15 protein-coding genes and 1 pseudogene are annotated in these 20,134 nt (G+C 64.6%); 10 read left to right on the forward strand and 6 right to left on the reverse strand.

Annotated features, from left to right (window positions below):
• Positions 1–17 precede the first annotated feature (17 nt).
• The 8 genes and pseudogenes from cbiB to PSV40_RS20265 all read left to right on the forward strand — a co-directional run bounded on the left by cbiB (position 18) and on the right by PSV40_RS20265 (position 7,980).
• Positions 18–989: an adenosylcobinamide-phosphate synthase CbiB gene (cbiB, locus tag PSV40_RS20230; protein WP_300541331.1), complete on the forward strand. Its 972-nt coding sequence runs from the start codon at positions 18–20 to the stop codon at positions 987–989.
• Positions 989–2,005, forward strand: coding sequence for an aminotransferase class I/II-fold pyridoxal phosphate-dependent enzyme (locus tag PSV40_RS20235; RefSeq protein WP_300541255.1), 1,017 nt, complete (start codon positions 989–991; stop codon positions 2,003–2,005). The genes cbiB and PSV40_RS20235 overlap by 1 nt, the downstream gene beginning before the upstream one ends.
• Complete coding sequence (locus PSV40_RS20240; RefSeq protein WP_300541257.1) at positions 2,002–3,579, forward strand: cobyric acid synthase; 1,578 nt, start codon at positions 2,002–2,004, stop codon at positions 3,577–3,579. Before PSV40_RS20235 ends, PSV40_RS20240 begins: the two co-directional genes overlap by 4 nt.
• 98 nt (positions 3,580–3,677) lie before the next feature.
• The gene (locus PSV40_RS20245) at positions 3,678–4,103 is read left to right on the forward strand and encodes a potassium channel family protein (RefSeq protein WP_300541259.1); all 426 of its coding nucleotides are present in this window, start codon (positions 3,678–3,680) and stop codon (positions 4,101–4,103) included.
• 118 nt (positions 4,104–4,221) lie between these two features.
• Positions 4,222–4,523: pseudogene (locus PSV40_RS20250) on the forward strand (type II toxin-antitoxin system RelE/ParE family toxin).
• A gap of 2 nt (positions 4,524–4,525) precedes the next feature.
• Entirely contained in the window at positions 4,526–4,813 is a 288-nt protein-coding gene (locus tag PSV40_RS20255) for an addiction module antidote protein (RefSeq protein WP_300541261.1), read from the forward strand.
• 103 nt (positions 4,814–4,916) lie between these two features.
• Entirely contained in the window at positions 4,917–5,420 is a 504-nt protein-coding gene (locus PSV40_RS20260; RefSeq protein WP_300541263.1) for a hypothetical protein, read from the forward strand.
• 199 nt (positions 5,421–5,619) lie between these two features.
• A complete protein-coding gene (locus tag PSV40_RS20265) occupies positions 5,620–7,980 on the forward strand; it encodes an ATP-dependent DNA helicase (RefSeq protein WP_300541265.1) in 2,361 nt (786 codons plus the stop codon).
• 72 nt (positions 7,981–8,052) lie between these two features.
• Here PSV40_RS20265 and PSV40_RS20270 read toward each other — a convergent pair whose 3' ends face one another.
• On the reverse strand, positions 8,053–9,036 hold the full coding sequence (locus PSV40_RS20270; RefSeq protein WP_300541267.1) for a Bug family tripartite tricarboxylate transporter substrate binding protein: 984 nt from the start codon (positions 9,034–9,036) through the stop codon (positions 8,053–8,055).
• Between the two features lie 544 nt (positions 9,037–9,580).
• Here PSV40_RS20270 and PSV40_RS20275 point away from each other — a divergent pair.
• Complete coding sequence (locus tag PSV40_RS20275) at positions 9,581–10,336, forward strand: Crp/Fnr family transcriptional regulator (RefSeq protein ID WP_300541269.1); 756 nt, start codon at positions 9,581–9,583, stop codon at positions 10,334–10,336.
• Between the two features lie 2 nt (positions 10,337–10,338).
• On the forward strand, positions 10,339–12,258 hold the full coding sequence (locus PSV40_RS20280; RefSeq protein ID WP_300541272.1) for a PAS domain S-box protein: 1,920 nt from the start codon (positions 10,339–10,341) through the stop codon (positions 12,256–12,258).
• 3 nt (positions 12,259–12,261) lie between these two features.
• Here the strand turns inward: PSV40_RS20280 and PSV40_RS20285 are convergent, their stop codons facing one another.
• From PSV40_RS20285 to PSV40_RS20305, 5 genes are all read right to left on the reverse strand, one after another.
• Complete coding sequence (locus PSV40_RS20285) at positions 12,262–12,639, reverse strand: CBS domain-containing protein (RefSeq protein WP_300541274.1); 378 nt, start codon at positions 12,637–12,639, stop codon at positions 12,262–12,264.
• Positions 12,636–15,128 (reverse strand): phosphoenolpyruvate synthase, encoded by a 2,493-nt coding sequence (gene ppsA, locus PSV40_RS20290; RefSeq protein WP_300541276.1) that lies wholly within the window; start codon positions 15,126–15,128, stop codon positions 12,636–12,638. Before ppsA ends, PSV40_RS20285 begins: the two co-directional genes overlap by 4 nt.
• An 80-nt stretch (positions 15,129–15,208) precedes the next feature.
• Positions 15,209–16,159 (reverse strand): 1-phosphofructokinase family hexose kinase, encoded by a 951-nt coding sequence (locus PSV40_RS20295; protein WP_300541278.1) that lies wholly within the window; start codon positions 16,157–16,159, stop codon positions 15,209–15,211.
• Positions 16,160–16,203: 44 nt separating this feature from the next.
• Positions 16,204–19,356 carry an FAD-binding and (Fe-S)-binding domain-containing protein gene (locus tag PSV40_RS20300; RefSeq protein WP_300541280.1) on the reverse strand — a complete coding sequence of 1,051 codons (3,153 nt, stop codon included), beginning with the start codon at positions 19,354–19,356 and terminating at the stop codon, positions 16,204–16,206.
• Between the two features lie 18 nt (positions 19,357–19,374).
• Positions 19,375–20,070: a GntR family transcriptional regulator gene (locus tag PSV40_RS20305; protein WP_300541282.1), complete on the reverse strand. Its 696-nt coding sequence runs from the start codon at positions 20,068–20,070 to the stop codon at positions 19,375–19,377.
• Between the last annotated feature and the right edge of the window lie 64 nt (positions 20,071–20,134).

Consider the following 20,134-nt stretch of genomic DNA (forward strand, 5'->3'; position numbering starts at 1 on the left):
CTGCCCCGCACGACCCGATGGGTCTGGCCGTTCTGGCCGCCGGTTCGCTGCTCGCCCTGTGGCTGGCGTTGGGCTTCGATTGGCGCTGGGGCGAGCCCGCTGCGGCCTGGCACCCGGTGGTCTGGATGGGGCGTTACCTCGGCGCCTGCGGCAAGCACCTGACGGCCTGGCCGCCGGCTGCGGCTTTTGCCGGCGGAGCGCTGGCCTGGTGCGCGGGTGCGGCTGCCGTGGGCGGGCTTGCGTTCGGGCTGCAATGGCTGTTCGTGCGCCAGTTGCTGCGCCTTGACATCGCTGCGGTCGGGGACGGGCTTCCGGGCGCCGCGCTGGTGCTGCTGCTGGCATTGCTGCTCAAACCGCTGCTGGCCTGGCGCATGCTGCGCGATGAGGTGCAGGCCGTGGAAGCCGCCTTGCAGACCTCGCTTGCGGCGGGGCGTGAGCGCCTGTCGTGGCTGGTCAGCCGCGATGTCAGCCAACTCACGGAAGGCGAGGTGCGTGAAAGCGCGATCGAGTCGCTCGCCGAAAACCTCAACGACTCGGTGGTGGCGCCGGTCTTCTGGTTTGTGCTGCTGGGTCTGCCCGGGGCGGCCGTTTACCGCTTTGCCAACACGGCCGACGCGATGTGGGGCTACCGGGGTGAATGGGAATGGGCGGGCAAGTGGGCCGCGCGCGCCGACGATGTCTTGTCCTGGCTGCCCGCGCGCCTGACGGCCTGGCTGCTGGCCGGGGTGGCGCGCGGCCTGCCGACCGGTGCGCTGCGCCGGGAAGCGGCCAAAACCCCGTCGCCCAACAGCGGCTGGCCGATGGCGGCCATGGCGCTGGCCCTCGGGGTGTCGCTGCGCAAGCCGGGAGTCTATGTTCTGAACAAGGCGGGCAGGGCAGCCCAGGGCGCCGACACCCTGCAGGCCCTTCGTATGGCATCAAAAGTGGTGATGGCCCTTGCTGCATGTGCGCTACCAGCTACTGTATTGATAGCATTTGGAGTTGCCTGATGGCCGAAAGCCCTGCCTTCCCGACGCGCAGCCACGGCGGCCCCGACAGCGAGGGCGTGCCGCTGCATGACTTCTCCACCAACGGCAATACCTGCGGCCCGTGCCCGGCAGCGCTGGCGATGGTGCAGCTTGCCGATGCAAGCCACTACCCCGATGCCGGGTATGCCGCCTTGCGCCGGCAGCTCGCCGCCTTCCATGAGGTTGATGCGCAGCGTGTGCTGCTGGCCGGCAGCGCCAGCGAGTTCATCTTCCGCATCACCGCGCTGGCGGTGCAGCGCGGCGCCACAGCGGTCTGGTTGCCGCCGCACAGCTACGGCGACTACGCGCAGGCGGCGCAGGCGTGGAAGCTGCCGGTGGCCGCACATGCGCAACACGCGCAACTGCGCTGGGCCTGTGACCCGTCGAGTCCGCTGGGCGCGGCGCAGTCTCGGCTGGCGGAACTCGCTGAAGGGGCGGCGCTGTGTGTGCTCGACCGGGCGTACGAACCGCTGCGGCTTGAAAGCGCCTTGGCGCTGTCCGGCGCGGCCCTGCAAGCCTTCTGGCAACTCTGGACACCGAACAAGGCGCTGGGCCTGACGGGTGTACGTGCAGCCTATGTGATTGCGCCACCGCATGCCGGCGATGCGGTGGTGCAGCTCGACAACCTGGCGCCGTCGTGGCCGGTGGGTGCGCACGGCGTGGCCATGCTGCAGGCCTGGACCACGCCGGAGGTGCAAGCCTGGCTGGCCGCCAGCCTGGCCACGCTGCGCGAATGGAAAGCGCGGCAGATCGCGCTGTGTGAAGCGATGGGCTGGACCTGCCTGCCCAGTGCCGCCAATTTTTTCTGCGCGCGGCCGCTGCTGCCGCACGGCATGAGTCTGCCGCAGTTGCTGGCCGAACTGCGGGGGCAGGGCATCAAGCTGCGCGACACCACGTCCTTCGGTTTGCCGGGGCAGGTACGCCTGGGCGTGCTGGCGCCGGCGGCGCAGGACGCATTGCACAATGCGTGGCAACACATCATCAGGAAAGCAACATGACCGGCAAAAGCGTGATGGTTCTGGGCACCACCAGCGGCGCCGGCAAAAGCTGGCTGACCACCGCGCTGTGCCGCTACTACGCCAACCAGGGCCTCAAGGTCGCGCCCTTCAAGGCGCAGAACATGAGCAACAACGCCAGGGTGGTGGCAGGGCGAGAATTTTCCGCCGGGCCGCCCCAAGGAAAATTAGCCCCTCTCCCCGGTGAAAGGGGCAGCGAGTCGCCGGAGGCTCACGCAGTGACAAGCGTGGGGGGCGAGATAGGCAGCGCCCAATATTTTCAATCGCTGGCGGCAAAAGCTGTACCTGAAGTCCGCATGAATCCGCTGCTGCTCAAGCCCGAGAAAGACACGCACAGCCAGGTGATCCTGATGGGCCAGGTCAACGCCGAGCTTTCACGCATGGCCTGGCGCGGCCGCAGTGCCTCGGTCTGGCCGGTGATAACGCAGGCCCTCGACGAACTGCTGGAAGAAAACGACGTCGTCGTGATCGAAGGCGCGGGTTCGCCGGCCGAGATCAACCTCAAGGCCAGCGACATCGTCAACATGCGGATCGCGCAACACGCGAACGCGGCCTGCCTGCTGGTCACCGACATTGACCGCGGCGGCGCCTTTGCGCACCTCTATGGCACCTGGGCCATGCTCGACGAGTCGGAACGCCGGTTGATCAGGGGGTTCGTGCTCAACAAGTTCCGCGGCGACGCCAGCCTGCTCGCCCCCGGCCCGCAGATGCTGCAGGACCTGACCGGTGTGCCCACGGTGGCGACCTTGCCGATGTGGTGGCAACACGGGCTGCCCGAAGAGGATGGTTTTTTTCACCCTCTCCCCCTGGGAGAGGGCAGGGGTGAGGGCTCCCCGGGCGCACGGTCCCTGACCATCGCCGTCGTCGCTTACCCACGCATCAGCAACCTCGACGAATTCCAGCCGCTCAAGAATGTGCCGGGCATTCACCTGAAGTGGGTGCGCAGCCCGGGCGAGCTGGCTGGTCTCGCGGCTTCCGACTGGATCATCCTGCCCGGCTCCAAACACACGAGCGGCGACCTGGCCTGGCTGCGCACGCAGGGACTGGACAGCGCGATTGCCGCGCATGCCGGCCGCGGCGGGGCGGTGCTCGGCATTTGCGGCGGGCTGCAGATGCTGGGCGAAGCACTGATCGATCCGTACGGCATCGACGGCAACGGGCCGGGCCTGGGCTTGCTGCCGGTGGTCACGCTGTTTGAAGCCGACAAGACCGTGCGGCACCGGCAGGCGCGTTTTGCATCGGTCGGTGGTCCGTGGGCGGCCTTGTCCGGTGTGGAGGTGCAGGGCTACGAAATCCACCACGGCCAGACCGCGCCGCACAGCGCCATGGCCGCGGCCGGCGATGGGGCGCACGCCGTGCTGCCCGGCGGGCTGGCCTGGCAAAACGGCAGCGGTAATGTGTTGGGCGTCTACCTGCACGGACTGTTTGAAGACCCGGCCGTGTTGCACGCGCTGTTCGGGGCCAGCACGCCGACGCTGGAGTCGGTGTTTGAAGGTCTGGCCGACTACATCACGCAGCATTTCCAGCCCGGGGTGCTGGATGCGCTGATTGGCTGACTGGCTGAGGCGGGGCTATAGTTCTCTCCGGCGCACGGCTTGCGTCCAACGCCGGCGCGTCAGCCGCGCAGTCTCCACCTACCCTTTGCAGGTTCCATGTGATCACCATCGTTCTGGTAAATCTTGTCGTTGTCATGCTGGCCGTGGTCATTCACTACGAATTTCTTTTCCGGCTCACGCTGTGGCTGCCCCAGGTGAAAATCAGGCACCGCCCCCGGGTGCTGCTGGGCGTGGGCGGCGCACTGGTGGCCCACGCGGTCGAAGTCTGGCTGTTTGCCGCCGTCTATTACCTGATGCACCATGCAAAGGGCTGGGGCCGCCTGACGGGAAGCTTCGATGGCAGCTTCATGGACTGCGTTTATTTTTCCTTCACGACCTTCACCACGCTGGGCTTCGGCGACATCCAGCCCACCGGTGACCTGCGCTTCCTGACGGGCATCGAGTCATTGACCGGCCTGGTGCTGATCACCTGGACGGCATCCTTTCTTTTTGTCGAGATGCAGAAGTTCTGGATCTCCAAGTAATTCCCGAAGGTGCGCCTCCAGGGCGCCACCCGGCCGCGGCGCCATCCCTCGCGGGCGCTGGCCACAATGGTTATTCAGGCTTTGAGTTTTGTATCCAATCGAATACAATCACCGGGCGATGAATGCGTTTCTGCGCTCCGAAGAATTCGACGTCTGGCTGATTGCATTGAAAGACTCTGTCGGACGCGCACGAATCATTCACCGTATTCGCGCAGCTGAGACGGGCAACTTTGGAGATTGCGAGCCTGTGGGAGGCGGCGTGTCGGAAATGCGTATTCACGTCGGTCCAGGCTATCGTGTTTACTACACCCGGCGGGGAAGGTGGTCTATTTGCTCTTGCTGGGTGGTGACAAGGCTGGACAAAAACGCGATATCAAACGCGCACTGGAAATGGCGCGTACTTTGAAGCAGGAGAAATGATCATGACCAGATTTGCACCGTTTGATGCCGCAGACTATCTGACCGACGAGGCGAGTATTGCCGAGTACCTCAGCGCTGCGTTGGAGGACCCCAATCCGGACCTGTTTCTGGTGGCAGTGCGTGATGTCGCGCGCGTGCGCGGCATGACACAACTGGCAAAAGACGCCGGGGTAGGACGCGAGAGTCTCTACAAAGCACTCACGCCGGGCTCCAAACCCCGCTACGACACGGTGGTAAAAATCATGCACGCGCTCGGGGTCAAGCTGACGGCGACGCCACTTCAGGCGTGAGCCAGATGATGCATTTTCCCTCTTGGTACGGTGATGCCGTTTGCCGCGAGGTTCACGACACGCGGATTGGTTGGGATGGGGACGTTTCTTAAGAAGTTCCTACATGCGTACGCTTATCTCCCAAACGCGAAAGACAGTTGAGTCAGAGCTGTACTACGTTGCCCTAATGAGCGCATTGGCCATTCCGGACATGGCTGCAGCCCTGAGTTCGGAAAATGGAAGGTCAAAAAGGGGAGAGTTGGGTGAGCGCTATGCCGCTTGGTACGAGAAATGGATTCGCCCGAGGCTTGCAGAGAATCGAGCCAGAGAAAATCCGCTCTCCGGCGTGTCCTGCTGGAAGTTTCGTTGCGCTCTGCTGCATCAGGGTCGTAGTCAAGGTCCAAATGACGAATACAGCAAGATCATGTTCATTGAGCCTGGACATCAGAACTACAGCATCCACTATTGCTTGATCGGTGACAAAGCACTTCTAATTCAGCTCGACAAATTCGTCGAAGAAGTTCTGCGCGGTTGTGAACTGTGGCTGGAGTCCGTTGAGGGCACAGAGTCGTTTGAGAAGAACTACAGTCTTTTCGCTAGGCGTCACCCGCAAGGCTTGGCACCGTAGTAATTGGGGTGCCAGTAATTGGCTGAGCAGCCTATCCCAGTCCATCTGAACTGAGTCCCTTGTATTGTGAGAAATGACTGCCGGTCTTTTTTGACCCGCTGGGTTCTATTTGGACGATCGTCTTCAAATGCGATCAGCACCATCGCCGGCTGGCTACAATGCTGGATATTCATACAGCCCCTAGCCAGCAAGCCCGCCCATGACCGCCGCCGCCCACACGGACAAGCCTTATGTCGTGGCCGTGCGTGCGCTGTGTGAATTCACGGCCAAGCTGGGCGACCTCGATGTGCGCTTCACGCCCTCACCGTCGGCCCTCGAAGGCATGGCGGGCCACCGCATGGTGGCAATGCGCCGGCCGGCACACTACCAGACCGAAGTCAGCCTGAGCGGGGTCTACAAGGGCTTGCTGGTGCGTGGCCGCGCCGACGGCTACGACCCCGAACTCGGCCAGCTCGAAGAGGTCAAGACCTTTCGCGGCGACCTGGAGGCCATGCGCGCCAACCACCGGCATCTGCACTGGGCGCAGCTCAAGGTTTACGGCCACCTGCTTTGCCAGAAAGAAGGCCTGTCGCAGGTCAAGCTCGCATTGGTGTATTTCGATATCGCCACGCAGGACGAAACCCTGCTGACCGAAGCCTTCAGCGCTGCCCAGCTGGAAGTATTCTTTGAAGAACAGTGCGACCATTTCCTCGACTGGGCCCGCCAGGAGATGGCCCACCGCGCGGCGCGCAACGAAGCGCTGCAGACCCTGGCGTTTCCGCACGAGAGTTTTCGCCCCGGCCAGCGCGACCTGGCCGAAGCCGTCTACAAGTCGGCCAGCAGCGGGCGCTGCCTGATGGCGCAGGCGCCCACCGGCATCGGCAAAACCGTGGGCACGCTGTTTCCGCTGCTCAAGGCCTGCCCGACGCAGCAGCTCGACAAGGTGTTTTTCCTCGCGGCCAAGACGCCGGGCCGCCAGCTGGCGCTGGACGCCGTGGCCCGCATCCAGCGCAGCGCGCCGGCGCTGCCGCTGCGTGTGCTGGAACTGGTGGCCAAGGGCAAGGCCTGCGAACACCCGGACAAGGCCTGCCACGGCGACGCCTGCCCGCTGGCCAAAGGTTTTTACGACCGCCTGCCGGCAGCGCGCCGTGCCGCCGTGGCCATGGCCGGCCCGCTCGACAAGGGCGCGCTGCGCGAGGTGGCGCTGGCGCACGGGGTCTGCCCGTATTACCTCGGTCAGGACCTGCTGCACTGGAGCGATGTGGTCATCGGCGACTACAACTACTACTTCGACATCAACGCCATGCTGTACGCGCAGACGCTGGCCAACCAGTGGCGCGTCAGCGTGCTGGTCGACGAGGCGCACAACCTGGTCGAGCGCGCGCGCAAGATGTATTCGGCCGAGCTGGACCCGGCCCGCCTGGCGCTGGCGCGGCAGGGTGCGCCCGTGGCCATCAAACGTGTGCTGGACCGCCTCCAGCGCAGCTGGTACGAGCTGCACCAGGACCAGGCCGAGGCTTACCAGGTGTACGACGAGGTGCCGCAGGCCTTTCGCGGCGCGCTGCAGCAGACGGCCAGCGCCATCCTGGACCACCTGGCCGATCACCCGGCCGGCATCGACGGCAGGCTGCAGGATTTTTTCTTCGAGGTGCTGCATTTTTTGCGCATGGCCGAACTGCTCGATACCCATTCGCTGTTCGACATCACCGATGCCGGGCACAGCGGGGGCGGCGCCGTGTTGTGCCTGCGAAACGTCGTGCCGGCGGGTTTCCTGTCCCAGCGGTTTGCGGCGGCACGTTCGGCGGCGCTGTTCTCGGCCACCCTGAGCCCCGCGCACTACTACAGCGACATGCTGGGCCTGCCCGAGGACACCGCCTGGATCGATGTGGCCTCGCCGTTCCGGGCCGAGCAGCTGTCGGTGCAGGTGGTGGACGACGTGTCCACGCGTTTCCAGCACCGCGGGCATTCGCTGTCACCCATGGTCGACCTGATGGCCCGGCAATACACCGCGGCACCCGGCAACTACCTGAGTTTTGTCAGCAGCTTCGACTACCTGCAGCAACTGGCCGAATTGTTCAAGGCGCGTTACCCGGCCATTCCGGTCTGGGAGCAGTCGCGCGGCATGGAGGAAAGCGCCAAGCGCGGCTTTCTCGAACGCTTCACGCCGGCTTCGCGCGGCATCGGCTTTGCGGTGCTCGGCGGCGCGTTTGCCGAGGGCATCGACCTGCCGGGCAAACGCCTGATCGGCGCTTTTGTCGCCACCTTGGGCCTGCCCCAGATCAATCCGGTCAACGAGCAGATCAAGCAACGCATGGAGGCCAGCTTCGGCAAGGGCTACGACTACACCTACCTGTACCCGGGCCTGCAAAAAGTGGTGCAGGCCGCGGGCCGGGTGATCCGCACCGAGTCCGACCGCGGCGTGGTTTTCCTGATTGACGACCGTTATGCGCAGGCGCAGGTGCGTGAGCTTTTTCCCGGCTGGTGGAAGGTGGAGCGCTTGCAGGCGCGCTTGCCGCGGGCGGCTGCGGGGGCTGCTGCATCTGCAAAGAGGCAAGGCTTGCCTTCTGTCGACGTTGTTTGAGTGTTCCTGGTGTGGCCGCTGGCCGGATCTCGCGACTCATTCCTTCGCACCAGAGCCGGCGCAGAACCCAAGTCACTGCGCCTGGAATCCGCTGGCTTTGATGATGCGTGTCCATGTCCGTGTGTAGGTGCGTTCACGCGCTGCGAGTTGTTGCGGCGGCATGTAGCCCACGCTCAGGCCCATGGCCGTGAGCCTGTCGCGCACGTCGGGCATGGCGATGACCTTGGCCACGGCTTCGGCAAAGCGGTCCATGGTGGCCCGGGGTGTGCCGGCCGGCGCGAAGATGCCGTAGTAGGGCACGTCTTCAAACCCGGCCAGGCCCAGCTCGGCGAAGGTCGGCACATCGGGCAGGGCGGCCTGGCGCTTGCCGCCGAGCACGGCCACCACGCGGATCTTGCCGGCCTTGTGGTTCTCAATGAAGTCGGGGACCGAGCCGACACCGGCACCAATCTGGTTGCCCAGCATGTCGGCCATCATGGGCGCGCTGCCCCGGTACGGGGCGGCCTGCAGGTCCAGCGCGTACTTCTGGCCGATCAGCTTGACCAGAAATTCCGGCACCGAGGCGGGCGCGGGCACGCCCACGTTGCCCTTGCTGCCCTGCGTGCGAACCCAGGCCACGTACTCGTTCATGGAGGCGGCGGGGGTGCCGCCCGACACGGCGAAGGCATTCACAAATGTGGCAAAGCCGGCCACCGCGACAAAATCCTTCGCCGGGTCGAAGCCGGGGTTTTTGGTCACCAGCGGCAGGATGGAAATGGTGTGGTCGTGCGAGAGGAAAAAAGTCGTGCCGTCCGCCGGCGCCGCCTTCAGGGCCTGGGCCGCAATCTGTCCGCCCGCACCCGCACGGTTCTCGACAATCACGTTGCTGCCCAGCTGGTCCTTGAGCTTGTCGGCCAGCGTGCGGGCAATCACGTCGGTGCCGCCGCCGGCCGGAAAACCGACCAGCAGCCGGATGGTGCCGGTTTGAGCCTGTGCGATGCCCGCGAGCAGAAGGGCGCCGACGGCGACGGTGTTGCGCAGCGTGTTCAGGACACGCCGGCTTGTTGAGCTGGCCATGGAAGACTCCGGTTCGGGGGTAAAACAAAGCTGGGTATTTTGGCGCAATTACAGTGCCAGCCGCGGGCCGGGACCTGGCGCGTTTCCGGGGCGGGCCGCAAGCGGCAGTGCGGCCTTCAGGCAGATCAAGTCACGAAGGTGCGCACGAAGTCGAGCGAAGGCACGACACCACGGATGTCATTGCCCTCGGCCCCCACCACGTGGTGAATGCCGGAGTCGACCATTAGCGCGGCCCGGTATGTCCCCGAGGCGATTGTCCATGCGCCAGACCTGGTGGGTGTGACTTGTCATGCATTGAACTTCCCCCAGTCCAGTCCAGTCCAGTCCAACCCGCATTCGTACCGGGAGCCCAGCCTTTCGTGCCATGCAGGATCCGCCTTGGTCAGGGACGATTTGAGTTATGTCAGTAAATGCTCATTCAGTGACGAGACGCGCAGTTACGCTGGCAATGGTGGATGCAGTGCACAGTGAACTGGTTTAAACTAAAGTATTAAATTGTAACAAATCGTGCAATTTTTGTCGGGAGAAATGTGAGTCAAATCTTATGAAACTCAGTGGCTGCGACGCTTCGCCTGGCGGGTCTGTCGAGAAGGTCGTTGCAGGTTTTGATGCCAGCCCATTGCTGCCCGGAAAATGCGGCAACTGTGCCTCGTATGAGTTTTGCATCACGCGCGGTCTGTCCCTGAAAGATTCAGTCGATGGCGGAGTACTGATCGAAGAACACAGCTTCAGGAAGGGCGAAATATTAGCGCGGGAAGGCGAGCATGTGCGTCACCTGAGGGTCGTCAAGGTCGGGAGCGTGTGTCTGGGCCGCAGTAGCCCCGGCGGACATATCGATCCAGTCGCCATTTTGGGACGTGGCGCGGTCGTTGGTCTTTGCAGTTACTTCGGGCAACCGAACCAACTGGGAAGCGTTGCCCTGAGCAGCGGCCGGTATTGTGAAATGTCAACGGAGGCGCTGGCCTGTCTGGCGCGCAGTGACCAGAAGATCTGGGATCAGGTCGGCCGAGCCTGCAGCGTCGCTTTTGGAATGATCGCCGGTTGGACGCAGGCCACCAGTCGTCCGCAGATAGCAGGACGGGTCGCCCATAGCCTGCTCATGCTGATGGAGGTTCACCACAGTCCGACCGTGACCCTGCCGTCGCACGTTGCGCTGGCGCAGCTGCTGGGCACGACCCGCGAATCGGTAGCGCGTGCGTTGGCCTTGCTCGAAGCCCAAGGCTGTATCGCTCGGCGCGGAAGCCGGGTCTGCGAGATCCTGCCCGAGCCCTTGTCGCAATGGGTGTTCCGGCAACCATGAGCATGAAATTACCCATCGACAACCCTGACTCCTGGGGCAGTGACCCGGCCAACGCGGCCGCAATGCTGGCAGGCGTGCTGAACTCGGCCATGGACGCCATCGTCACGGTCGATGAGCAGCAAAGGATCGTTTTGTACAACCGTGCAGCCGAGGAAATATTCGGCTGGCCCCGGCACGCCGTCCTGCTGCAACCCCTCGAGAAACTGCTTCCCGGACGTTTTCGCTCAAGCCACGCAGAGAAGGTCAAACGCTACGGCAACACGGGCGTGACGTCGCGCCGCATGGGCGGACGCAGTGTCGTCTACGGGTTGCGCGCGAGCGGGGAGGAGTTTCCCCTGGAGGTTTCCATCTCCCATTTCGACACTTCAGAAGGCAGGCTTTTTACGGCGATCGTGCGCGATGTCTCCGAAATGGAGCGGCTGGCGCGCGAACAGGCCGAAAGCCACGCGCGCTTGCAGGAGAGCCAGCGCAGGCTGCTGAAGGCGCAGCGCATCGGCCGCATTGGCTATTACCAGGTCGACTTCACGACCGGCCTGATGTGGTGGTGCGACGAATCCTGCGACGTGCTCGGTGTTGATCGCAGCGTTTTCGACAGCAGCTATGACGGTTTTCTCCGGCTGATTCATCCGGCGGACCGCGCTGCTTTCGAAGCCGCGTGCGACGCGGCCGTTCAGGCCGGCCTGGCCATGGACATCGAGTTCCGGGTCGTCCCGTCTGTGGGCGAGGTGCGCTGGATTCATCTGCTTGGCCAGACCGATGGCGACGGCGAGAGCGGGCTGCGCAAGCGCCGGACCGGAATGATCCAGGAAATCACGGGCCACAAGCTCGCAGAGCTGGCCATGGTCACCAGCGCCGCGCTGTTGAAGCGCACCGGCGCGCTGGCCAGAGTGGGCGGGTGGGAAGTGGACGTGGAGACCATGGCGCCTCATTGGTCCGAGGAGATTTACCGCATCTGCGAGATGGATTCAGCAACAGACCTGGCGCTTGAAAAACTGGCAGGCCTTTACGCGCCGGAGGCGCAGCCCGTGATACGGGCGGCCTTCATGGCGGCGCTCGAAGAGGGCGCCCCCTGGGACCTCGATCTTCCCCTGGTGACGGCAAGAGGGCGGCGCATCTGGGTCCGTACACAGGGTCGCGCGCTGTTGCAGGACGGCAAGGTGGTACGGCTCGTGGGTGCACTGCAGGACATCACTGAAATCAAGGGGGTTGAAAACAAGTTGAAATTTTCGAATCAGGAGCTTGAAGCCTTCTCCTATTCGGTTTCGCACGATTTGCGTTCGCCGCTCAACACCATTCATGGCTTTAGCCATTTACTGGCGAAACAGCTCGGTAAGCATGCAGATGAGAAGGCTCAGCACTACCTGTCGCGTATTCAGGCCGGCGCCATGCAGATGGGGCAGTTGATTGAAGGCCTGCTGTCGCTCTCGCAGATGTTGCGCGTGCAGCTTCGCAGCGAGCGGGTCGACCTGTCGATGCTGGCGCGAAATAGCCTGGACGCCCGGCAGGCGTTCGAGCCCGAGCGTCAGGTGACGCTTCACATTGAAAGTGGGCTGGTGGCCCATGGTGATGAGCGCCTGCTCCGGGTGGTGATGGAAAATCTGTTGGGCAACGCGTGGAAGTTCAGCGGGCAACGGGCGCAGGCCGAGATCAGGGTCGGCCAGAGCAGCGACGCCGCAGGAGAGCCGGTGTTTTTTGTGTGCGACAACGGTGCCGGATTCGATATGGCTTATGTGGACAAGCTTTTCGAGCCCTTCCAGCGCCTGCACGGGGTCTCGGAGTTTCCCGGAACCGGCATCGGGCTGGCCACGGTGCGCCGCATCATCGGGCGGCACGGTGGCCGGATATGGGCTGAATCCTCCCCCGGAATAGGGGCCTGCTTCTTCTTTACTTTGCCGGCAGAATCCGCAGGCCAGCAAGCATGACCCCTAAACCACAAAAGTCCGCACGAAGTCGAGTGAGGAGACCACGCCCTTGAGGTCCGGGCCCTCGGCCACCACCACGTGGTGGATGTTGCCCTCAGTCATCAACCTGGCCACCTCGCTTAGCGGGGCGTCCGGGCCCACGGTGACCGGCTTGTAGGTGCACAGTTGCCACGCGCTGACCTTGGGGGCTGGTGTGCCCTCGGCATGCGCGCGTATCAGGTCGGTGCTGCTGATCACCCCCATCACCACGCCGCTGGCATCGACCACTGGCACCCACGACAGGCCTTGGGCCACCAGTTTCGCCTCGACGGCCTGCAGCGTGTCGTCGGGACCGACCTGGGTCACCTCGCGGTGCATCAATGACGAAATGGTCTGGCTCATGAGAGGCTCCTGGCTGCAGTGGTGGGTGTGGGTGGTGTAGCGGGTGTGGAAGAGGGCCGCGCCGCGCTGCGGGGTGCACGCCCCAGCCGCGCTTCCACGGCCAGCACGTCCACCGTGATTTTCAGCAGGGTATCGGGCGTGACGCTCATGGCGTCGATGCCGAGCTCCACCAGGTATTGCGCGATCTCGGGATAGTCCGAGGGCGCCTGGCCGCAGATGCCCACGTGGCGGTGGTTGCGGTGCGCGCCTTCTATGGTCTGGCGGATCATCTCCTTGACACCCGGGTCGCGTTCGTCGAAGTCGAAGGCCACGATGTCCGAGTCGCGGTCCACGCCCAGCACCAGCTGCGTCAGGTCGTTGGAGCCGATGGAGAAGCCATCGAACAGGCGGGCAAAGGCGTCGATCTGGATCACGTTGTTGGGAATCTCGCACATCACGTAGATCTCCAGGCCATTGACACCGCGCGTCAGACCGTGTGTTGCCATGGCCTGCAGCACACGCTCGCCTTCCTCGACACGGCGGCAAAACGGGATCATCAGCTTGACGTTGACCAAGCCCATCTCGCCCCGCACGCGTTTCATCGCCGCGCACTCGAGCGCGAAACCCTCGGCATAGGCCGGGTGCGCATAGCGCGAGGCGCCGCGAAAACCGATCATGGGGTTGGCCTCGTCCGGCTCGAACCAGCGCCCGCCGAGCAGGCTGGCGTATTCGTTGGTCTTGAAGTCGGACATGCGCACGATCACCGGCTTGGGATAGAAGGCCGCGGCGATGGTCGCCACACCTTCGGACAACTGCCGCACGAAATAGTCGGCCGGCCTGGCATACGAACGCGTGAGGCGGGCGATCTCCTCGCGCACCGCCGCGTCGTCGATTTTCTCCGGGTGCACCAGCGCCATCGGGTGCGCGCGTATGTGTTCGGCAACGATGAACTCCATGCGCGCCAGGCCCACGCCGTCATTGGGCAGCAGCGCGGTCTGGAAGGCCGTGTCGGGGTTGGCGATGTTGACCATCAGGTGTGTCTGCGGCCGCGCCATGCCGGCCACGTCAATGCTGCGTTTCGTGAACGGCAGCAGGCCGGCGTAGACCCGGCCCTCGCTGCCTTCGGCGCAGGACACCGTGATCTCGTCGCCGGTGCGGATGGCCGTGGTTGCATGGCCGCAGCCGACCACGGCCGGAATGCCCATCTCTCGCGCCACGATGGCCGCATGGCAGGTGCGTCCGCCGCGGTTGGTCACGACAGCGGACGCGATCTTCAGCACCGTGCCCCAGTCCGGCATGGTGGTGTCCGCCACCAGCACCTCCCCGGGCTGGAACTGGTTGAGCTCGCTGATGTCGTTGATCACGCGCGCGCGGCCCGTGGTGATTGCGCCGCCCACGGCGCGGCCGCTGATGCAGAGCTTGCCCCTGGCGTCCAGCCGCCAAGTGTCCACCGTGCCGGGCGGCTTGCGTGAGGCCACGGTTTCGGGCCGGGCCTGGAGGATGTAGAGCTTGCCGTCGATGCCGTCCCGGGCCCATTCGATGTCCATCGGCATGGCATGCCCGGCCTTGCGGCTGTAGTGGTCCTCGATCCGGACGGTGGCGTCGGCCAGTTCCAGCACCTCCTCGTCGCTGATGCAATAACGTGCCTGGTCTTCGGGCGAGGTCGGCAGGTTGTGCGTGGTCTCGCTGCCTTCGGCCTGCGTGTAGACCATGCGGATTTCCTTGCCGCCGAGCTTGCGCCTGAGCACCGCGCGGTGTCCCTGCTTCAGCGTGGGTTTGAACACATAGAACTCATCCGGGTCGACCGTGCCCTGCACCACGTTTTCGCCCAGGCCCCAGGCGCCGGTGATGAACACGACGTCGCGAAAGCCGGTTTCGGTGTCGATCGAAAAGATGACGCCGCTGGAGGCGCGATCCGCGCGCACCATCTTCATCACGCCGACCGATTGCAGGACACTGAAATGATCGATGCCGTTTTCAACGCGGTAGGCGATGGCGCGGTCATTGAACAGGCTGGCAAAACACCGACGGATCGCTTCGAGCAGGCTGGCCAGGCCGGCCACGTTCAGAAAAGTGTCGTGCTGGCCGGCAAAGCTGGCGGTGGGCAGGTCTTCGGCGGTGGCTGAACTGCGCACCGCCAGCGTCAACTGCTCACCATAGTCGGACTGCAGGCGCTCATGCGCGGCGGCGATCTCCGCCACAAGATCGTCCGGCAACACGGCGCCGAGGATGATCTCGCGCGCCCGCCGCGCACGGCGCGCGAGGTCATCGACATCCTGCACGTCCAGGCCGTCGAGGGCCTCATGCAGGCGCGGCATGGCGCCGGATTGCGCCAGCACATAACGGTAGGCCTGCGCCGTGACGGCAAAACCGTTAGGCACCCGCACGCCCTGCGCGCCGAGCTCGCGCACCATTTCGCCCAGCGAGGCATTCTTGCCGCCCACCAGGGGAACATCGGCAATGCCCAACTCCGAAAACCAGCGTATGTAAGGTGTGGTGGTTGTGGTCATATTCCGGGCGCGCGCGCCGTCTCCTGTGCCTGTCTTGTGCATACGGTAGACGCCGGTCGCCGCTACCGCCTTGCGCCAGATCAAGCGCCGGCCGGTGTGACGATCACTTCCCTGGCAAGGCGTTCGACATCGGCCGGCTGGCACAGCGCGGTTCCTGCAGACAACAGCGCGGCCGCGGCGGACCCCATGGCGTAACGAAAGGCCTGCGCCAGATCGGTCTGCCGGCTCAGTGCCCAGACCAGCCCGCCGACAAAACTGTCGCCCGCGCCTATGGTGCTGGCCACGTTGACCGGCACGGCGCTGGCCCGCAGTGCCTGGTCTGCCGTGACGAGCAGGGCGCCGTCCTCGCCGAGCGACAGCGCCACGATCTGCACCTGCCCGGCCTCGATGATGGTCCGGGCCGCGGCCAGCCGCTGCGTGTCGGTCTCCAGCGGCAGGCCGGTGAGCTCGCGCAATTCCCGCAGGCTGGGCTTGATCAGGTACACGCCTTCAGCGAGCGCCGCTGCGAGCGCCGGCCCCGAGCTGTCCAGCACCACGCGGCTGCCGCGCGTACGCGCCAGCCGCGTGAGCTGCGCATAGAAGTCAGCCGGCACGCCGGGTGGCAGGCTGCCGCTGGCCACCAGCCAGGACGGCGGCGGCGCCAGGGCGCTGAAAAAATCGAGGCAGGCCTGCCACTCGGTCGCGCTCAGGGCAGGGCCGGGCAGGACAAAACGAAAGTCCTGCCCGCTGGCCGTTTCGTGGACATGAAAACTCTCGCGCGTCTCGCCTGCAATGGCCAGGCACTGGCTGGACACCTGCTCCTGGTCCAGCAACTGGCGCAGCCTTTGCCCGTTCATGCCGCCGGCCGGGTACAGCGCCAGGCAGTTGCTGCCGAGTCGCTGCAACACGCGGGCCACGTTGATGCCGCCACCGCCGGGATGGTATTGCGCGGCGGCGCAGCGCAGCTTGTGCGTGTCCGTGACCTTGTCCGTGGACGTTGACACGTCCAGGGCGGGGTTCATGGTGAGGGTCAGAATGTCAGTGGTGCGCATCGCCGCAACTGTACTCCGGCCGTGCCATGCCCCCGCAGCCGGCGTCAGGCCCGCAACTGCTGCGCCATCAACACCGCCACGTGTATGGCTTCGCGCTGCGCGCCATCGCGGATCTGGTGCCGGCAACTGGTGCCGTCGGCCACCACGATGGCATCGGGCTGCCGGCGCACGGCGGGCAGCAGGCTCAGTTCGGCCATCTGCATGGACACCTCGTAATGGTTGCTTTCGTAGCCGAAGCTGCCGGCCATGCCGCAGCAACTGGACTCGATCAGCTCGGGCTTCGCGCCGGGGATCAGCCTGAGCACATCGATGATGGGGCTGACCGCACCAAACGCCTTCTGGTGGCAGTGGCCATGCAGCAGGATGGCCTGCTCCACCGGCTGCAGTCTGGCTTTGAGCTGGTCGAGCTTGCCGGCTGCGGCCTCGCGCGCCAGAAATTCTTCAAACAGCAGGGCCTGGTCACTGATGGTTTGAGCCGCTTCACCCAGGCCCATCACCAGCATCTCGTCGCGCATCGTCAGCAGGCAGGACGGTTCCAGCCCGACGATGGCGATGCCGCGCTCGGCAAAGGGCAGCAACGCGGCAACCAGCTCCCTGGCCTTGGCCTTCGCTTCATCGACCATGCCGCTGGCCAGGTAGGTCCGGCCGCAGCACAGGTGTTTTCCATCTGCTACATTTTTGATAGCTACATGCGCCGTGTATCCGGCGGCTTGCAGTACTTTTAATGCTGAAGCCGCATTGTCCGACTCGAAGTGGCCATTGAAGGTGTCGACAAACAGCACCACGGGCCTGCTGGCGGCCAGCACCTCCTCGCGCGTGGCGCTCACCGGGGGACGGTTGAAAAAGGTGTGCCTTTTCCATTGCGGCAAGCTGCGTTTTGCCGAAAAACCGGTGAACTTCTCGCTGAGCGCAGCCAGGCCGGGGATTTTGTCGCGCAGGTTCAGCAGCGGCGCCAGGCGGCTGGCCCAGTGCGCGTAGTCGGGCAGGTACGCGACCAGCTTGTCTTTCAGCGTGTAGCCATGCTTTGCCTTGTAGTGGTGCAAAAACTCCACTTTCATTTTGGCCATGTCCACGCCGGTCGGGCAGTCGCGCTTGCAGCCCTTGCAGCCGACGCAGAGGTCGAGCGCGTCGCGCACGGCTTCGAGCGCGCCCTCACCCCAGCCCTCTCCCAGAGGGAGAGGGGGAGATTCGGACCGACTCCCTCTCCCTTTGGGAGAGGGTTGGGGTGAGGGTTCCCCTGCACGAGGTGCCTCCAACTGCCCCGACAGTGCCAGGCGCAAGGTGTTGGCGCGGCCGCGTGTCAGGTGTTGCTCGTCGCGCGTGACGCGGTAGCTGGGGCACATGGTGCCAGCGTCAAACTTGCGGCAGTGGCCGTTGTTGTTGCACATCTCCACGGCCTTGGCCAGGCCCTGGGCCGGGTCGCCGCCGCTGCCCGGTGCGCTGGTCAGCTCGGTGACCGGGTCGTTCTGCACGTCCCAGGCGCGCCAGTCGAGCGCGGTCTGGATCGGGATGACCTTGTAGCCCGGTGCGAAACGCATCAGCCGCGTGTCGTCCATCTTGGGAGGGTTGATCATGCGGCCCGGGCTCAGCAGGTTGATCGGGTCCATGGCCTGCTTGATGGCCGCAAACGCTTCGTTGATCTGCGGGCCGAACTGCCACTGGATCCACTCGCCGCGGCACAGTCCGTCGCCGTGTTCGCCACTGTAGGCACCTTTGAACTTGCGTACCAGCTCGGACGCTTCCTCGGCAATCGCGCGCATCTTGGGCGCGCCCTCGCGCCGCATGTCCAGAATGGGCCGCACATGCAGCGTGCCGACCGAGGCGTGGGCATACCAGGTGCCCTTGCTTCCGTATTTGCGGAAGACCTCGGTCAATGCGTCGGTGTATTCGGCCAAGTGCTCCAGCGGCACGGCGCAGTCCTCGATAAAACTCACCGGCTTGCCGTCACCCTTGAGGCTCATCATGATGTTGAGCCCGGCCTTGCGCACCTCCCACAGGTTTTTCTGCGGGGCGTCGTCCACCATCTCGACGACCGAGTCGGGCAGCAGCAGATCGCCCATCAGTTCGCCCAGGCGCTTCAGGTGGGGCAGCAGGTCGGCTTTGCTCGCGCCCGAAAATTCGACCAGCAAAATGGCGGCAGGCTGGCCGATCAGCGCGCTGCGTATGGTGGGCGCGAAGGCCGGGTTCTGCAGCGACAGGTCAATCATGGTGCGGTCCACCAGCTCGACGGCTGTCAGGCTGCCGTTGCCGAGTTTGACGATGTGCTGCGCGGCATCCATGGCCCGGTAAAAGGTCGGGAAGTTCACCACGCCCAGCACCTTGGCCCTGGGCAGTTCGCTGAGCTGCAGCGTCAGTGATTTGGTCAGGGCCAGCGTGCCCTCGCTGCCGATCAGCAGGTGCGCCAGGTTGACCGAGCCGTCGCTCGTGTAGGGGCGCTCGCTCTGCGGGTCGAAGATGTCCAGGTTGTAGCCGCCCACGCGGCGCATGACCTTGGGCCACATCCGGTTGATGGCCGGGTGCAGCTCCTCGGCCAGCGAGCGAACGTGGTTACCCAGTTCACGTGCCTTGCCGCTGCTGGCAGCGTAGGGCCCCAGCTGCAGCAACTGGCTGTCCGAAGTCCAGGCCTGCGCGCCCAGCACGTTGTGCACCATGTTGCCGTAGGCAATGCTGCGGCTGCCGCAGGAGTTGTTGCCGGCCATGCCGCCCAGCGTCGCCTGCGCGCTGGTGGAGACGTCGACCGGGTACCAGAGGCCGTGCTTTTTCAGCGCGGCGTTCAGGTGGTCCAGCACGATGCCGGGCTCGACCTCGGCGGTCCGCTTGTCCACATCCACATCGATGATGTTGCGTATGTGTTTCGCATGGTCGATGACCAGCCCGGCGCCCACGGTCTGGCCACACTGGCTGGTGCCGCCGCCGCGCGGAACTATGGGCACGCCCATGTCGCGGCAGATGTCGAGCGCGGTTTTGATGTCAGGCGCGCTGCGCGGCACAAAAACACCGACCGGCATCACCTGGTAAATCGATGCGTCGGTAGCGTAGCGGCCGCGGTCTGCGGCGGAAAAAAGCACCTCGCCACGGGTTTCACTGGCAAGCCGGGCGGCCAGCCGGCCGGCCACTTCGTTACTGATCCGGGCGACGTTGTCGTAGGCGTGGGCTGCAGTGTCCTGCGTGATTTTCAGGGGCGGAGGGGCGTTCATGGGGCGTTCATGGGGCGTTCATGCCTTGGCAGGTGTCTGGCGTGCCGATTGGGCCGCGCGCAATTGTTCGATGACCACGCTGAGCTTGTTGCCCAGGTGGCTGGCCAGCACGGCGCGCATGGCGACCGGGTCGCGTGCACTGAGCGCTTCAATCATCATTTCATGTTCTTTCACGGCGGCGCGCCATTTGTCGCCGTCCTGGTTGGAGCGAAAGCGCAGGGCCTGCAGGCGCGCATTGACCTGCTGGTAGGTGGCCGTGAGCACCGGGTTTTTGGCCGCGGCATTGATGGCCGCGTGGATGGCGGCATTGAGCCGGTAATAGGCGGGCAGGTCGCGGCGGGTGTACGCGGCCAGCATCTCGTAATGCATGGCCTTGATCTCGGCCAGCTCGGCATCGGTGATGCGCTTGGCCGCCAGCTCGCCCGACTGTGCTTCCAGGCCGGCCATGACTTCAAAGGTGTGGAGCACATCGTCTTCGGTCAATTCCACCGCAATCGCGCCGCGATTGGGCAGCAGCTCCACCAGGCCCTCGGCGGCCAGCATCTTGATGGCTTCCCGCAGCGGCGTGCGTGACACGTTAAGCACTTCCGCGAGCTCGCGCTCATTGAGCTTGGCGCCCGGTGCGATGCGGTTTTCGACCAGCATCTGGCGCAGGCGGTGCGCCACCTGCTCATGCAGGGCGGCACGCGGGATGGCAAAAATTTCAGCAGTCATGGGTAAATTTTGTATGCAAAAAGAAGGCGTGTCAAATTGAAATATAGGGATAAAGCGGTTGACA

The organism is Polaromonas sp., from assembly GCF_029945925.1.
In the GTDB taxonomy this organism is placed as follows: domain Bacteria; phylum Pseudomonadota; class Gammaproteobacteria; order Burkholderiales; family Burkholderiaceae_C; genus Polaromonas.

Excerpts from the sequence above, each read along its gene's own strand:
- cbiB (WP_300541331.1), top strand. The coding sequence starts at position 18 with ATGGGTCTGGCCGTTCTGGCCGCCGGTTCGCTGCTCGCCCTGTGGCTG.
- PSV40_RS20235 (WP_300541255.1), top strand. The coding sequence starts at position 989 with ATGGCCGAAAGCCCTGCCTTCCCGACGCGCAGCCACGGCGGCCCCGAC.
- PSV40_RS20240 (WP_300541257.1), top strand. The coding sequence starts at position 2,002 with ATGACCGGCAAAAGCGTGATGGTTCTGGGCACCACCAGCGGCGCCGGC.
- PSV40_RS20255 (WP_300541261.1), top strand. The coding sequence starts at position 4,526 with ATGACCAGATTTGCACCGTTTGATGCCGCAGACTATCTGACCGACGAG.
- PSV40_RS20260 (WP_300541263.1), top strand. The coding sequence starts at position 4,917 with ATGCGTACGCTTATCTCCCAAACGCGAAAGACAGTTGAGTCAGAGCTG.
- PSV40_RS20265 (WP_300541265.1), top strand. The coding sequence starts at position 5,620 with ATGACCGCCGCCGCCCACACGGACAAGCCTTATGTCGTGGCCGTGCGT.
- PSV40_RS20270 (WP_300541267.1), bottom strand. The coding sequence starts at position 9,036 with ATGGCCAGCTCAACAAGCCGGCGTGTCCTGAACACGCTGCGCAACACC.
- PSV40_RS20275 (WP_300541269.1), top strand. The coding sequence starts at position 9,581 with ATGAAACTCAGTGGCTGCGACGCTTCGCCTGGCGGGTCTGTCGAGAAG.
- PSV40_RS20280 (WP_300541272.1), top strand. The coding sequence starts at position 10,339 with ATGAAATTACCCATCGACAACCCTGACTCCTGGGGCAGTGACCCGGCC.
- PSV40_RS20285 (WP_300541274.1), bottom strand. The coding sequence starts at position 12,639 with ATGAGCCAGACCATTTCGTCATTGATGCACCGCGAGGTGACCCAGGTC.
- ppsA (WP_300541276.1), bottom strand. The coding sequence starts at position 15,128 with ATGACCACAACCACCACACCTTACATACGCTGGTTTTCGGAGTTGGGC.
- PSV40_RS20295 (WP_300541278.1), bottom strand. The coding sequence starts at position 16,159 with ATGCGCACCACTGACATTCTGACCCTCACCATGAACCCCGCCCTGGAC.
- PSV40_RS20300 (WP_300541280.1), bottom strand. The coding sequence starts at position 19,356 with ATGAACGCCCCTCCGCCCCTGAAAATCACGCAGGACACTGCAGCCCAC.
- PSV40_RS20305 (WP_300541282.1), bottom strand. The coding sequence starts at position 20,070 with ATGACTGCTGAAATTTTTGCCATCCCGCGTGCCGCCCTGCATGAGCAG.